The sequence below is a fragment of the Streptomyces sp. NPDC058773 genome (assembly GCF_042746015.1).
Taxonomy (GTDB): domain Bacteria; phylum Actinomycetota; class Actinomycetes; order Streptomycetales; family Streptomycetaceae; genus Streptomyces.
The window spans coordinates 1-15,135 of sequence record NZ_JBHYPE010000015.1; the positions used below are offsets into that span (position 1 = coordinate 1).

At 70.2% G+C, this 15,135-nt stretch carries 12 protein-coding genes; 6 read left to right on the plus strand and 6 right to left on the minus strand.

The window, feature by feature from the left end:
- Nucleotides 1-203: 203 nt before the first annotated feature.
- The 5 genes from ACFW5B_RS15645 to ACFW5B_RS15665 form a co-directional block, all read right to left on the minus strand.
- Nucleotides 204-1,571: an MFS transporter gene (locus tag ACFW5B_RS15645; protein WP_386439132.1), complete on the minus strand. Its 1,368-nt coding sequence runs from the start codon at nt 1,569-1,571 to the stop codon at nt 204-206.
- A gap of 145 nt (nt 1,572-1,716) precedes the next feature.
- Nucleotides 1,717-1,995 (minus strand): muconolactone Delta-isomerase family protein, encoded by a 279-nt coding sequence (locus ACFW5B_RS15650; protein ID WP_386439133.1) that lies wholly within the window; start codon nt 1,993-1,995, stop codon nt 1,717-1,719.
- A gap of 38 nt (nt 1,996-2,033) precedes the next feature.
- Nucleotides 2,034-2,741 (minus strand): alpha/beta fold hydrolase, encoded by a 708-nt coding sequence (locus ACFW5B_RS15655; protein WP_386439135.1) that lies wholly within the window; start codon nt 2,739-2,741, stop codon nt 2,034-2,036.
- Nucleotides 2,738-3,451, minus strand: coding sequence for a 4-carboxy-4-hydroxy-2-oxoadipate aldolase/oxaloacetate decarboxylase (locus ACFW5B_RS15660; protein WP_386439402.1), 714 nt, complete (start codon nt 3,449-3,451; stop codon nt 2,738-2,740). The genes ACFW5B_RS15655 and ACFW5B_RS15660 overlap by 4 nt, the downstream gene beginning before the upstream one ends.
- A 23-nt stretch (nt 3,452-3,474) precedes the next feature.
- A complete protein-coding gene (locus ACFW5B_RS15665; protein WP_386439137.1) occupies nt 3,475-4,203 on the minus strand; it encodes a PIG-L deacetylase family protein in 729 nt (242 codons plus the stop codon).
- Between the two features lie 825 nt (nt 4,204-5,028).
- Between ACFW5B_RS15665 and ACFW5B_RS15670 the strand changes: the two genes are divergently transcribed.
- Nucleotides 5,029-6,201: a DUF2993 domain-containing protein gene (locus ACFW5B_RS15670; protein ID WP_386439139.1), complete on the plus strand. Its 1,173-nt coding sequence runs from the start codon at nt 5,029-5,031 to the stop codon at nt 6,199-6,201.
- Nucleotides 6,202-6,431: 230 nt separating this feature from the next.
- On the opposite strand, the gene ACFW5B_RS15675 is transcribed toward ACFW5B_RS15670, so the two are convergent.
- A complete protein-coding gene (locus tag ACFW5B_RS15675; RefSeq protein WP_386439141.1) occupies nt 6,432-6,974 on the minus strand; it encodes a DUF4232 domain-containing protein in 543 nt (180 codons plus the stop codon).
- Nucleotides 6,975-7,382: 408 nt separating this feature from the next.
- On the opposite strand from ACFW5B_RS15675, the gene ACFW5B_RS15680 reads away from it, so the two are divergent.
- From ACFW5B_RS15680 to ACFW5B_RS15700, 5 genes are all read left to right on the plus strand, one after another.
- Nucleotides 7,383-8,813, plus strand: a complete 1,431-nt coding sequence (locus ACFW5B_RS15680; protein ID WP_386439143.1) for a cellulase family glycosylhydrolase — start codon at nt 7,383-7,385, stop codon at nt 8,811-8,813.
- Nucleotides 8,814-9,219: 406 nt separating this feature from the next.
- The gene (locus ACFW5B_RS15685) at nt 9,220-12,594 is read left to right on the plus strand and encodes a pyruvate carboxylase (protein WP_386439144.1); all 3,375 of its coding nucleotides are present in this window, start codon (nt 9,220-9,222) and stop codon (nt 12,592-12,594) included.
- A 163-nt stretch (nt 12,595-12,757) separates the two neighbouring features.
- On the plus strand, nt 12,758-13,573 hold the full coding sequence (locus ACFW5B_RS15690; protein ID WP_386439147.1) for an SDR family NAD(P)-dependent oxidoreductase: 816 nt from the start codon (nt 12,758-12,760) through the stop codon (nt 13,571-13,573).
- A gap of 253 nt (nt 13,574-13,826) precedes the next feature.
- Nucleotides 13,827-14,429: a DUF4328 domain-containing protein gene (locus ACFW5B_RS15695; RefSeq protein WP_386439149.1), complete on the plus strand. Its 603-nt coding sequence runs from the start codon at nt 13,827-13,829 to the stop codon at nt 14,427-14,429.
- Nucleotides 14,430-14,766: 337 nt separating this feature from the next.
- On the plus strand, nt 14,767-14,934 hold the full coding sequence (locus ACFW5B_RS15700; RefSeq protein ID WP_386439151.1) for a hypothetical protein: 168 nt from the start codon (nt 14,767-14,769) through the stop codon (nt 14,932-14,934).
- Nucleotides 14,935-15,135 lie beyond the last annotated feature (201 nt).

Here is a 15,135-nt window from a genome sequence, read left to right on the forward strand (position 1 = left end):
TGTTTATCCTCCCGCCTCTGGTTTGTCCCCCCCGCGCCGTCCCGACCTCCCCCCCCCCCCCCCCCCGGGGGGGCGCCCGGGGGGGGGGCGCCCGGCCCGGGCCGACCGACCACTGAGCGGCTGACCGAGCAGATGGCACCGCAGGAGCAGGAGCAGGGGCGTCCCCCCTGCCCCTGCTCCTGCTCCAAGGTGTGGTACCGCTGTCAGCCGGTGGTGCCCTCGGTGAGCGGGTGGGCCGGCTTGGCCTTGGCCGGCCCGGAGGCCGGCTCCTCGGCGTGGAGAATCCTGCTGTTGGCGCACAGAATGGCGGCCAGGCTGACCAGGCAGACCACCGCGACCAGCGCGGAGACCGCCGCGCTGCTGCCGAAGTCGGCGAACAGGGCCGTGGCCAGCAGTGGGGTGATACCGCCGCCGAGGATCGAGGCGATGGTGTAACTGATCGTGGAACCGCTGTAGCGCAGCCGGACGGGGAACATCTCCGTGATCAGCGCCGGCTGTGGGCCCGCCATGATCGAGTTGGCGACGGTGATGCCGAGGAGCGCCACCACGATCAGGGCGACCGATCTGGTGTCGACGAGCCAGAACAGCGGGAACGCCCACACCGCACCGACCGCCGCGCCGACGGCGAAGGTGGCCTTGCGGCCGAAGCGATCCCCGGCGAGACCCGCCGCGAGCACCATCAGGAGCCACACCACACTGACGCAGACGAGGATCCACAGCATCGTCGAGATGGGCAGCTTCAGGGTCGCGGTGCCGTAGGAGACCATGTACACCGAGACCAGATAGCCGATGGCCGGTGCCGCGATGGACGCGAGGCTGCCGATCAGAATCTGCACCGGGTTGCGCCGGAACACCTCGACGACGGGCAGCTTTTCGATCTGACCCGCCTCGCGGACCTTGGTGAATTCGCCGCTCTCCTCGATACGCAGGCGGATCACCAGGCCGACAACGATGAGGACCGCACTGGTCAGGAAGGCGAGGCGCCAGCCCCAGGCGGCAAAGTCCTCGGGCGACATCACGCCGGTGAGCAGCAGGAACGCCAGCTGCGACAGCAGGATTCCGGACGGCAGGCCCAGCTGCGGGAAACAGCCGTAGAGTGAGCGCCGCTTGGCCGGTGCGTTCTCGACCGCCATGAGCACGGCACCGGCCCATTCGCCTCCGACCCCGGCGCCCTGCACCAGGCGGAGGACGATCAGCAGGACCGGTGCCCAGATACCGATCGCCTCGTAGGTGGGTATCAGGCCGATCAGGGTCGTCGCGCCGCCCATCATGAGCAACGAGATCACCAGCATCGACTTGCGGCCGATCCGGTCGCCGTAGTGGCCCATCACCACGCCACCGATGGGACGGGCGATGAACCCGACAGCGAACGTCCCCAGGGCCGCGAGCGTGCCCGCCAGATCGGAGAAGCCGGGGAAGAACTGAACGCGGAACACGAGGGTCGCCGCGATGCCGTAGATGAAGAAGTCGTACCACTCGATCGTGGTGCCGATGTAGCTGGCGAAGGCGACCGTGCCGGGCTTGCGGCCGGGCACGGCGCCACTCCGCTGGGTGGGCGAACTGCTGGACATGGACGCTCCTCGTTGAGCAGATGCCCGGTCCGGGCGGACCGGGCGGGATCGAAGGTGATGCGGTGTGGTGCCCCCCCCTGCCGACCGGTCAGACGCGGTCGATGTCCATCAGCGCAGGCCGATCAGCTGCGCCTGAGGCAGGCGCTCACTGCTTTTCCTGCGGGTGCGTGGCGAGTGCTTCGACGGTGACGTCCATCCACACCCACATCGGCAAAGAGGTCAGCGCGTCGTGCAGGGCCGCGGGGTCCTCGGCCTCATAGAGCCCGAGGGTGGCGTTGCGCCCGGGCACCCGCCACAGCCGCTTGAGGGTTCCGGCCTCACGCAGTTCCATGGCCCGCTTGCGCTCGCCCTTCCTGAGCCGGTCGCGGACTTCGTCGGCGGTGTCGTTGGGCAGTCGGTTCTCGGTGCGGACCAGGAATTCCACGGTGCTTCTCCTCAGCGGCGGGAACGGTTCGGCGGGCATCAGCCCGCTGCGACGTCGAGCAACAGCGCAGCGAGTGCGCCGGGGGCGGTGACCATGGCCTCGTGGCCGGTGGCTATCTCGTGGGTCGGCCAGCCCCGGGCAGCGGCCTTCGCCGCCTGCGGTGTGAACACCCGCATCCAGTCGACGCATTCGATGAACACGGCCGGGACGTGCGCACCTTTCCCCGTCAGCCGCAGGGGCTCGGTGTAGGTCAGCCACGGGTGCGGGGTCAGCCGCGGGGTGAGCCAGTCGACGTCCGCCTCATCGGTGACGCCGAGCTTCTCCAGAGAGCGGACCGGTATCAGCCAGCCGTACCCGGGGCCCGCGACGGACTGGTGGTAGTGGTCGGCGACCGTGGCGGGCAGCAAGTCGATGGCGGCGTCGCCGTCGTCGCCGACGAAGGCGTCGAGATGGATGCGCTTGGCCAGCCGCTCGGGGACACGGTCGGCCACGCCGGTGATCACCTGTCCGGCATAGCTGTGCCCGACCAGGACGACATCGCGGGCGTCGTACGTCTCCAGAAGGGCGACGATGTCCTGGACGTGGGTGGACAGTCCGACCTGCGGGGTGAGCAGATGGGCGCGGCCGGACAGACCCGTCAGGGTGGGGGTGTACACCTCGTGCCCGGCGGCGCGCAGTGCGGGGACCACCCGCTGCCAGACCCAGCCGCCGTGCCAGGCGCCATGGACGAGGACGAACGTGCTCATCGGCAATCCTCCGTGCGGGCGGTGTCGGGGCCGGGCTCGTCGTCGGCGTCGACATAGCGCACACCGAGCCGATCGAGCAGCGGTCGCATGTCGTAGATGTCGAGACCCAACTCCCCCTGACGGAACCGGCGGCGCTTGGCCTCCTCGTTCGCCTCGCGGCGGGCGCTCGCCCCGACGACGGCCTCGCCGTCGGCGAGCGGGATACACAGCACCCCGTCGTCGTCGGCGACGATGATGTCGCCTGGGTTGACCAGGTGCCCGGCGACCACCACCGGCACGTTCACCGAGCCCGGCACGGCCTTCGCCGTGCCTTGTGCGTGCACCGCGCGGGACCAGACGGGGAAGCCCATCGCGGTGAGGTCGGCGACGTCACGGACCCCGGCGTCGGTGACCAGGCCGAGGACTCCACGGTGGTGGAGTTGGGTGGCGAACAGTTCCCCGAACATGCCGTCGGTCGACCGCGAGGTGGTGGCGACCACCAAGACGTCGCCGGCACGGCACTGCTCGATGGCGGCGTGGATCATGAGGTTGTCGCCCGGGTGCGAGAGTACGGTCACGGCGCGGCCCGCGATGCGCGCGCCGGGATAGATCGGCCGCAGCGCGGGTCCGAGCAACCCCCTTCTGCCGCACGCCTCGTGGGCGGTGGCGACACCGCTTTTGGCCAGGGCGGCCACGACCTCGCCGGACGGTCCCCGGCTCGTGCGGACGATGACGTGCCCGCTCTCCCGCCCGCTCACCGGAGTTCGTCCCCGACGAGGGGAAAGACCCGCTGATACGCCTCGGCCTGCACGATCGATGTCGCGCCGCCGTTGCGGACCGCCTGCACACCGCGGCGCAGACCGAGGTCGGTGTAGTACTGCACGAGGTGTGACTGCGCGCGCATGCACTCCATGGCCTTGCGCTTGCGGTCGAAGACCGGCGTGATGTCCAGCAGCAGGTTCGGCACGAAGCCGCACTGCTCGGGCTGGTGCGGCTCGAATTGCAGGACCTGGGGGGCGCCGATCGGGGCGGTGGTGCGGTCGTGCCCGGCGGCCTGCGCGACCTGCCGGGCGAGCAGCGTGGCCTCGTGTGCGGCATTGTGATCGCGGTTGTAGGGGTCGGAGGCGACGTGGGTGAGCAGCACCTCGGGCTGTGCCGCGCGCATCTCGGCCACGATCCGGTCCAGCCCGGCGTCATCGATCCGCAGCGGATAGTCGCCCAGGTCGAGGAAGGTGATGGACGCACCGAGAGCCGCGGCAGCGGCCTCGGCCTCCGCCCGCCGGCCTTCCTTGGCCTGCTCCAGGGTCATGCCCTCCTGCTTCCACAGGCCCTGTGATTCGCCGCGCTCGCCGTAACTCAGGCATACGATCCGCACGTCATGGCCGCGTTCGGCATACAGGGCCAGCGCGCCGCCGGCGCGCCATACGAAGTCACCGGAGTGGGCGCTGATCACCACAACGGAAGGACGCTTGTCGTCAGCCATTGCTGCTGTCCTGACCTTTCTCGGCGGTCCTGCCGCCGCCGGGGTTATGGGGGAAGCGGGGAGTCGAAGGGCCTCCGGGCCAAGCACGCGTGCCCGGCCCGGAGCGCGCAGATCGTCTTGGTGTCGTCGACCTGCGCGTCCTTGCTGAGGAGGGCACAGTGGTGGCGGGGTTTCCTCCGAGGGCATCGGATCCGCAGATGCCCCGCGCTCAGGACGTCCTGACGTCCCGCTCTGTCGCTGCGCAGCCGGTCGTCGCAGAAACAGGAACCAGCCGGCGTCCCTAGGCGCGCACCCGGGCGATTACCGGCGGCGAGGGTGTGCTCCTGGTACCGACGCCCCAGCACAGACAGGGCGAGGAACCCGGTTCGGAGGACACGTACGGTGCCCGCCCATCCGGATGCGCTCGTCGACGTGGCACTGTCGTCCTGACCGCGGAGTGCCGGGCCGGACGACTACTTCACCCCGGCGGTGAAAGGCAGTTCGGCCGCTTCCTTGCGGTGGGGCCCGCCACGTCGATGCCACGTCGATCACCTCCTCCCGGCGCCTCTCCTGGCCACCGCACGTCTTGGACGGCGACAGGTCCGACGCTACAGAGCGGTGAGATCCCGGGTATCTCGCTAATGACCGGACTCGCTCGGAGGCATGTCCCACCGCCTCTACGTCATTCGTCGCGAACCACCGGGAAGCGTCGGCGGACGGAGGACAGAGACCGCAGGGCCTGGGCTGTGCTCATCTCGCCGCTCAGACCGGCTGTACTCCGGCGTGGACCCCGCCGCATGCGCGCGCCCTTGGTTCGAGTGCCCGGGCTGTGGTCGCATGGAGGCGATGCTCTCCAACGAACCTTCCACAGACTCCAACGCGCGGGTACCGGCGCGCCGTGCTCCCCAGGACGGCCGGGCCCCGAACAACCAGGGCCCGGACGAGCCGTCGCCCCGGAGCGGCCAAGAGCCGGGCGCCTCGTCGACCCGGGGCAGCACCTGCGTCGCCGGCGCAGCCGGAGCCACCACCGCAGCCGAAGCAGGCACGGACACCACGGTCACCGGCGACGGAAAGGTGCGTCCGCGGGCCGGGCGTAAGCCGCGGCGGATCGTGCGGAGAAGCGCGAAGGCGGTCGTCGCGCTGGCCGTGGTTCTTGCGTTTCTTGCGCTCGGGGACCGGTGGGCCGTGCTCTACGCGGAGAACCTGGCGGCGCAGCAGGTGCAGAAGGCGCTGAAGCTGCGCGCCGAGCCCGGGGTGCACATCGACAGCGTTCCGTTCATCGGGCAGGTGCTCGCGGGCAACATTGACCACGTCGAGGTCGACGTTCCCGATGTCGACGCCGGGCCGGTCTCCGTCGCTCAGGTGAAGGGGACGGTGGATGACATCCGGATCGTCGGCAGCCTGCCGTCCTCGGTCAAGGGCGCGGTGCTGAGCCGAGTGCGCGGTGACGTCCTGCTGGACTTCAAGGACCTGAACCGCGAAGTCGGCGCGTCCCGGATCCACTTGAGGCCCGGCCCCGAGAGGAACACGGTGCTGGCCGGCGGCGAACTGCCGGTGGGCGACAAGCGGGCCCAGGTCCGGGGGCGTGCACAGTTGCAGCGCACCGGGGACCGTGGCCTGCGCATGACCGTGCAGGACACCCGCGTGGTGCTGCCCGGCCTGCTCACCTACGTACCGGGCAAGGGCGGTGGCCTGCAGCTGACCGCACCCGTCGCCGACAAGGTGGACGAGGGCGAGCTGCAACAGGCAACAGGGAAGCATGTCCGTCCGCAGCAGATGATGAAGGGCCGCGTGCTGGACACGCTCGTGGATCATCCCTCGCTGCTCAAGCCCACCGGCATCGACCCCTCGCTCATCCAGGGCCTGCAGAAGCTCCGGGAGCCGAAGGTCGCGCAGCAGATGGAGTTCTCCGCTCAGCTGCCGGACAACCTGCCGGGCGACATTCGGCTGCGCGGCATCTCCGTGACGGAGAACGGCATCCGGGCGCAGCTGACCGGCAAGGATGTACCGGTGGGCTGAGGCATCGCTTCTCAGTCGTCGTTTCTTATGGTGTTGACGGGGCCAATCCGGCCTCGATGGTGCCGATGCCGATGGCGTTCCGGCCCGGGTGCCCACTTCGTCAGTGCATGACCGGACTGCAACGAGGGAAGCCCCCGAGAACGCCGCCGAGTTCGCCGGTCGTGGCGGCCATGCGGAGCGAACGGCGCAGTGCGCTCCGCATGGCACTTCCTCAGCGGCCGTCCAGTCGGCTACCTCCCCACCGGGTTGAGGTAGGTGGCCGGGTGGGTGGCGCCGTCCTGCTTGAGGATCTGGCCGCCGAACGGCCACTTCAGGGTGAAGTGCTGCGTCTCGTTCGGCGGGGTCACCAGGAACTTCGCCGGAACGAACTTCTCCCTCTGCGGCGTGGACCTGGCCACCGGGAGCAGAGTGATGCTGAAGTCCACCGTGTCCCCCTGCTCCAGGACCATCTTTTCGGGCTTCTGGGAGGAGCGCGCCAGCGACCAGGTGCCGTCGGTCTGCTGAGCGCCGATCATGTCGACACCGGCGAAGCCGGACAGGGTGCAGGTGCGCTTGCTCTGGTTGGTGAACCAGATGTACGCCTGGGTCTGCTTGTCGGTCTGTTCCATCTCCGGCCTCGCGTCCTCGCCCGTGGCGAAGCCGGCCTTCAGGTCGGCGGTATGGCAACGGGTCGGCTCGGCCTTGGCCGGGGCGGCCGAGGCCGGGATGGCGGTAGCGGCGGTGCCGGCGACGACGACGGCCGTAACGGCAACGGCGGTGAGCTTGCTCTTCATTTCGGGTTCCCCCCTCGAATGCGAATCGGCGCGCGGGTTCAGTGCGCGCCTACGCACCTGAAGATGCGCCATGCCCGGGGGAGGTTCGGTGCGCCAGGGGCTGTTTCCGGACAATCAGGGTGTGGGCCGTCGCGGCGTCGTGGCATCGCCGGGAGGGCACCGCAACGGCCCGCGACCTCGCCCGGCGTCCGGTCCAACACAGCGGGACCGATGACAGCGTGTGCGACCCGCGTGCGACCTGAGCCTCATGCGGAGCCGCATGGCGCGTTGGTTCCCCTCAGCGTATTGGTCAAGAAGCAAAGCCCCGCCAACTCCCGCCAAACCCTGGGAACCTGACGCACCCGCCAGTAGCATCCGGTCGGCCAGTAGCACGCCGCCCAAGCAGTCACCCTCGAAAGGGTCTCCTGCATGCGCTTGACCTCGCGTGTCGTCCCCGCCGTCCTCGCCGTGGCCGCCTTGCTGCTCGGCGTCCTCCCCGCGCAGGCCCAGGCCCACCCCGACCGCGCCCCCGGCCGCGCCCCCGACCGGGTCACGGTCGGTGACCGGACCTTCATCGCCGACGGCCAAGGCCGCGCGCTCCAGTGGCGCGGCTTCAACCTCGCCGACAAGAGCAGCCGAGGCACCAACGCGTTCGCCGGCATCCACGAGAGCGACCTCAAAGACATGGCCGGCCGGGGCTTCAACCTCGCGCGCCTCGTGTTCTTCTGGGACGATCTCGAACCCACCCCCGGGCACTACGACCGCGGCTACCTCACCAAGATGCGCCGCATCCTCGACTGGGCGAACCGCTACCACATCAAGGTCATCCTCGACGCCCACCAGGACGTATACGGCCCCCACTTCGGGTCCCGCGGCATGCCCGACTGGGCCACCCGCGACGAGGGGCTGCCGTTCTGGCCGATACCCGACGACTGGTTCTCCGAGTACTTCGAGCCGTCCGTACAGACCGCCTTCGACCATCTGTACAAGGACGCCGACCTGCGCGCCGCGCACGCCCGCATGTGGATGACGGTCGCCTCCGCCCTGGGCAGGCACCCGGCACTGCTCGGCTACGACCTGATGAATGAGCCGTTCGCGAAGTTCCTCGAAGGCGAGGACCTCCCCGCCGCCGCGGCCCGCTTCGAGGCCACCGAGCTCACCGAGCTGTGGAACCGCCTCGCCCAGGCGATCCGCCTGGTCGACCACCGGTCGTGGGTGTTCGTCGAGCCAACGGTCATCGTCGGTCTCGGCGTGCCGACCAAGATGGGCCACATCGACGACCCGCACGCCGGCTACGCGCCGCACTTCTACGAGACCGGGATGGAAACCGGCGCCGACTACGACCCCGACGGCACCTTCATCCCCGCCTACGAGGCCGCGATCAGCGATTACCCGGCCCGTCACCGCATGCCGGTGATCGTGGGGGAGTGGGGCGGCAACCCCTACGTTCCGCACGCAAGCCGGTTCGTCACCGACATGACGGCCTCCATGGACCGGTTCTCCAGTGGCTGGACGTGGTGGCAGTGGTGCCGGGGCGGCGGCTACTGCTTCCTCGACCCCACGGGCGCCGCGAAGCCCAACGCCAAGCTGCTCGTCCAGCCGTACGCGCGGGCCGTCGCGGGCGACCCGCTCACGTTCGCGTACGACCCGGCTGCACGGATCTACACGCTCACCTTCCGCACCCGCGACAACGCAGCGGGGCCCACCCGGATCACCGTCCCCAGGGACACGTACCCGGGCGGCTACCGCGTCGACATCCAAGGCAGCAAGGCCAGTTGGGACGACCACGGCCAGACCGTCAGCGTGCGCACCCACGGCAGGGCCGGAGCCGCCTACCGGGTCACGATCAGCCCGAGGTAGCCCAACCGATGCGCTCGGGGGCCGCGGCCCGCGGCCCCCGCAGCAACGCAGGAAACCCCTTCTCCACATCACTGCGGGCGATCACCTGCCTACGGAGCCGGTGACACCGCCTCCCCCGCGTACCTGTGGTCCGTGAGCTTCAGCGCGAGCGCCCCGCACGAGCGGGTCGCCTCCGTCGTGACGGCACCCCGGGTGACCAGTGTTTTCGCAGCTCAGAGGGGTTCCGGGGGGAAACCACGGGCTTCCGGGTATCGGTGTGTTTCACCACCTCCGGCAGGGTTCATGCCGACCCATTGCCGAATTGCATCGCGCCTGGTGAGCTAGGCAAGTCACTGCAGGCCCGGTGGCTGACCTGCCCGTCGCGGACACTACGGTGGCCGTCAACGGCAGGCTGAAGGGATCGAGCATGTTCCGCAAGGTACTGGTCGCCAATCGTGGCGAGATCGCGATTCGCGCTTTCCGCGCCAGCTACGAGCTGGGCGCGAAAACCGTTGCCGTCTTCCCGCACGAGGACCGCAATTCACTACACCGGCTGAAGGCCGACGAGGCCCATGAGATCGGCGAGCCGGGACACCCGGTGCGTGCCTACCTCTCCGTCGAGGAGATCGTCCGTGCCGCGCGCCGGGCGGGCGCGGACGCGGTCTACCCGGGCTACGGGTTCCTGTCCGAGAACCCCGACCTGGCGCGTGCCTGCGAGGAGGAGGGCATCACGTTCGTCGGGCCGAGCGCGGAGACGCTTGAACTGACCGGTAACAAGGCGCGCGCGGTGGCCGCCGCACGCGCGGCCGGCGTGCCGGTGCTCGGTTCCTCGGAGCCCTCCAGCGACGTGGACGCACTGGTCCGTGCCGCCGAGGACATCGGCTTCCCCGTCTTCGTGAAGGCGGTCGCCGGCGGCGGCGGGCGCGGTATGCGCCGTGTCGAGGACCCCGGCATGCTGCGCGAGTCCATCGAGGCGGCGGCCCGCGAGGCCGCGTCCGCGTTCGGCGACGCCACCGTCTTCCTGGAGAAGGCGGTCGTCGATCCCCGCCACATCGAGGTGCAGATCCTCGCCGACGGGCGGGGCGAGGTCATCCACCTCTTCGAGCGCGACTGCTCGCTCCAGCGCCGGCACCAGAAGGTGATCGAACTCGCGCCCGCGCCGAACCTCGACCCGGCGCTGCGCGAGCGGATCTGCGCCGACGCCGTGAGGTTCGCCCGGCAGATCGGCTACCGCAACGCCGGCACCGTGGAGTTCCTGCTCGACCGCGACGGGAACCATGTCTTCATCGAGATGAACCCGCGCATCCAGGTCGAGCACACGGTCACCGAGGAGGTCACCGACGTCGACCTCGTCCAGTCGCAGCTGCGTATCGCCGCAGGTGAGACGCTGGCCGATCTCGGTCTCGCGCAGGACAAGGTCGCGCTGCACGGCGCCGCCCTGCAATGCCGTATCACCACCGAGGACCCCGCCAACGCCTTCCGTCCGGACACCGGCAGGATCAGCGCCTACCGGTCGCCGGGCGGCTCGGGGATCCGCCTGGACGGCGGCACCACGCACGCCGGTACGGAGATCAGCGCGCACTTCGATTCGATGCTGGTCAAGCTCAGCTGCCGGGGCCGGGACTTCAGTACCGCCATCGGCCGGGCCCGGCGAGCGGTGGCCGAGTTCCGCATCCGCGGTGTGGCCACGAACATCCCGTTCCTGCAGGCCGTGCTCGACGACCCGGACTTCCGGGCCGGGCGCGTCACCACCTCGTTCATCGAAGAGCGCCCGCACCTGCTCACCGCGCGCCACTCCGCCGACCGCGGCACGAAGCTGCTCACCTACCTCGCGGACGTGACGGTGAACAAGCCGCACGGCGCACGGCCCGAGCTGATCGACCCGACCACCAAACTGCCGCCGCTGCCCGCCGCCGAACCGCCCGCCGGCTCCCGGCAGCGGCTCGCCGAGCTCGGCCCGGAAGGGTTCGCCCGGTGGCTGCGGGAGTCCCCGGTCATCGGTGTCACCGACACCACCTTCCGCGACGCCCACCAGTCACTGCTGGCCACCCGGGTCCGTACCAAGGACATGCTCGCCGTCGCCCCGGTGGTGGCGCGGACGATGCCGCAGCTGCTGTCCCTGGAGTGCTGGGGCGGCGCCACCTACGACGTGGCGCTCCGCTTCCTCGCCGAGGACCCCTGGGAGCGCCTGGCCGCACTCCGTGAAGCCGTCCCGAACATCTGCCTGCAGATGCTGCTGCGCGGCCGCAACACCGTGGGCTACACGCCGTACCCGACAGAGGTGACCGACGCCTTCGTGCAGGAGGCCGCGGCCACCGGTATCGACATCTTCCGGATCTTCGACGCGCTCAACGACGTCGGCCAGATGCGGCCCGCCATCGACGCCGTACGGGAGACCGGAACGGCCGTCGCCGAGGTCGCCCTCTGCTACACCGCCGACCTGTCCGACCCGTCCGAGCGCCTGTACACCCTGGACTACTACCTCCGCCTGGCCGAGCAGATCGTGGACGCCGGTGCCCAGGTCCTGGCCATCAAGGACATGGCGGGGCTGCTCCGGGCTCCGGCCGCCGAGAAGCTCGTATCGGCCCTGCGCCGCGAGTTCGACCTGCCGGTGCACCTGCACACCCACGACACCGCGGGCGGCCAGCTGGCCACCTACCTCGCCGCGGTCCGGGCCGGCGCGGACGCGGTGGACGGTGCGGTGGCATCCATGGCCGGCACCACCTCGCAGCCGTCGCTGTCGGCGATCGTGGCCGCGACCGACCACTCCGAACGGCCCACCGGGCTGGATCTGAAGGCGGTCGGGGACCTGGAGCCGTACTGGGAGAGCGTCCGCAGGATCTATGCGCCGTTCGAGGCGGGCCTGGCCTCGCCGACCGGCCGCGTGTACCACCACGAGATCCCCGGCGGGCAGCTTTCCAACCTGCGTACGCAGGCGGTCGCGCTCGGCCTGGGCGACCGCTTCGAGGACATCGAGGCGATGTACGCGGCCGCCGACCGGATTCTCGGCCGCCTGGTGAAGGTGACCCCGTCGTCCAAGGTGGTCGGGGACCTGGCGCTGCACCTGGTGGGCGCCGGGGTGAAGCCGGAGGACTTCGAGGCAGCGCCCAACGAGTTCGACATCCCCGATTCCGTCATCGGCTTCCTGCGCGGAGAGCTGGGCAACCCGCCCGGCGGGTGGCCGGAGCCGTTCCGCGGCAAGGCGCTGGAAGGCCGCGCCGAGCCCAGGCCCGTGCAGGAACTGACCGCGGACGACCACAGCGGACTGGAGCAGGACCGGCGCGCGACGCTCAACCGGCTGCTGTTCCCCGGGCCGGCGCGCGACTTCGAGACGCACCGTCAGGCCTACGGCGACACCAGCGTCCTGGACAGCAAGGACTTCTTCTACGGGCTGCGATCCGGAACGGAGTACGCCGTCGATCTTGAGCCGGGCGTACGGCTCCTGATCGAACTGGAGGCCGTCGGCGAGGCCGACGAACGCGGTATGCGCACCGTGGTGTCCACCCTGAACGGCCAGCTGCGGCCGATCCAGGTACGTGACGCCGCCGCGGCCGCCGACGTACCGGTGACGGAGAAGGCCGACCGGTCCAACCCGGGCCATATCGCTGCGCCGTTCGCCGGAGTGGTGACGCTCGCGGTGGCCGAGGGCGACGAGGTGGCGGCCGGCACCACGGTGGCCACCATCGAGGCGATGAAGATGGAAGCCGCGATCACCGCCCCGAAGGCCGGCCGGGTGGCCAGGCTGGCCATCAACCAGATCCAGCAGGTGGAGGGAGGCGATCTCCTCGTCGACATCGGGTGAATGGCCTCTTACGAACGAAGGTGACCCAAGGCGCCGGTAGTCGGGCGGCCGGGCCGGCCATGGTCTTCGACCTGGCCGAGCCCGGTCGGCCCGGTCGGCCCGGTGCTCCGTATGCTCGCGGTGCGGGGAACCGGAAGCTGACCACCTTCGGAGGCGAACAACCATGTCGGAACAGCGAGTTGTCCTGGTGACGGGCGGGGGAACGGGAATCGGGGCCGCTACCGCCCGGCTGCTGCGCACCGCAGGGCACCAGGTCGTGATCTCCGGGCGGCGGCCCGAGCCACTGCGCCGAGTGGCCGAGGAGACCGGAGCGCTGGCCCACCCTTCCGACGCCGCCGATCCCGAGGCGGTGCGCGAGCTCGTCGAGACGACGGTGACGGCGTACGGGAGACTCGACGGTGTGGTGCTCAACGCCGGAATCGGGCGGGGCGGCGCGGTCGGCGACACCGCGGTCGAGGACTGGGAAGAGCTGATGCGGACCAACCTCACCGGCCCGTTCCTGCTGCTGCGTGCCGCGCTGCCGCATCTGCTGGCGGCCCGCGGAGCGGTGGTCACGGTGGCCTCGGTCGCCGCACTCCGCAACAGCACCGGCAACGCCGCCTACGCGACGTCCAAGGCGGGTCTGCTGCACCTCTGCCGCTCCCTCGCCGTCGACTACGGGCCGCAAGGGCTGCGGGCCAACGCGGTGTGCCCGGGCTGGGTGCGTACGGAGATGGCGGACCAGCGGATGGCGCGGTTCGCGGCGGAGGCGGGGCTCGCGGGCGGTGCCGAGGAGGCATACGAGGAGGCGAACCGGCTGACTCCGGCCGGGCGGCCGGGTGACCCGGAGGAGGTCGCCGAGGCGATCGACTGGCTGCTGTCGCCCGCCGCGTCCTACGTCAACGGGGCCGTCCTCACCGTCGACGGCGGGGTGACCACGGTCGGCGTCGGCGGTGCCGCTTTCGACCACCGGATCGAGGCGCGCACCCCGCGTCTGTAGTCGTCCGGCGAACCAGACGGCCAGAAATCCCCCTTTTTCAGTGGACAGGAGAGATGCGGGGAACGTATGTTCCGCTGGCGCTCGGGTCGTTTCGGGGAGAGACGGCCCTCTCTCTGCGCCTACACCGTTATTCAGAACCCGTGGGGGGTTTCGTATGTCCAACATGCCCATGGCGCCACCGCAGTCGTCAGGCCGGCCCGTTCGGCCCGGCGCGCGTGCGGTTCTCCGCTCACCGGTCGGGCTCTCGAAGGCCGTGACGGGGCTGCTCGGTCTTGGCATCGTCGTGGATCTGCTCGCCCTCTGGCAGGGCATCCAGTTGTACGAACTCGTCGGCAGGCTGGTCCGCAACAGCGGGTCCGTGACCTCCCAGGAGATCGACCAGACGGACTCCTTGTACCAGGCGTCCGGAATCCTGCAGGTCGCGGCCACCCTCGCGACCGCCGTGGTCTTCATCCTCTGGTTCCACCGGGCCCGCGTCAACGCCGAGGTCTTTGCCCCCGAGTACCACGAGAAGGCCCGCGGCTGGGCGATCTGGGGCTGGTTCGTGCCGGTGGTGAACCTGTGGTTCCCGCGCCGTGTTGCCATCGACATCTGGAACGCCAGCGCCGACGAGAGCACCGGCTCCAGGGCGTTGCTCAACTGGTGGTGGGCCCTGTGGGTCGCGAACCTGCTCTTCGGCCGCCTCGCCGGTCAGCGGTACGCGAAGGCCGGTACACCGGATGAGATCAAGGGGGCGATCGCCGGGCTCATGGCGAGCGACGTCCTCAGCGTCCTGGCCGCCGTCCTCGCCGTTCTCTTCGTGCGTCGCCTCACCCGCATGCAGCACGAGAAGGCGCTGCGGGGGCCGGCTCTCTGACGAAGGCACGGCATAGGGATCTCACGGGCCGCACCGCGCGCTGCGGTGCGGCCCGTGAGTCACCCGCGCGGCGGTCGCCCCCCGGTTCTGGCCGGAATTCCTCTCATGCGAGGGCCTGCGAAGGGTGCCCAGCGGCGGGCCGGCCGTATCGGATCACACGGGGTGTGCGGGCGAATCGGCAGACAGAGTGGCGCGTGGCGAAGGGTGAAGGATCAATTCCCCTTGGTATGCCCCGGAGTGACGAGCTTTTCCAACTGTGTCCGGTTGAAGGCCTATTGAGGTTTCTTTTCTTCTGCTTCAGTGGAACGCGTTGTGTCGCACCTACTGAGGAGGCCTTATGGCCGAAGTCAAGAAGGTCGCCCGCCCCGCGGTCACCGCGTCGTCCCGTCCGTGCGCGTTCGTTTCGCCGGACAAGGGCAACGCCCCGACCATCACGCCCGCCCACAAGCAGGCGGAGGCCGTTTCGGCCCCCGCTGAGCAGCGGAACGAGTGTGCGTCGGCCTAAGGGCTGAAGTTCGCCGGGGCCCCGCCCACCGGCCGGGCCCCGGTCTGTCGCGCGGACCGGACCGGGCCGAGAGCCGGGACCGGTCCGCGTCCCACGGCTCCGCGCCCGGGGCCCTTTTCGCCGACGCAGTGCGTATGCCGCGTCCCCAGGGACGCGCCGTACGGTGCGTCGGAAGTCGTGAGACGCAGGGAGAAGTCTTCA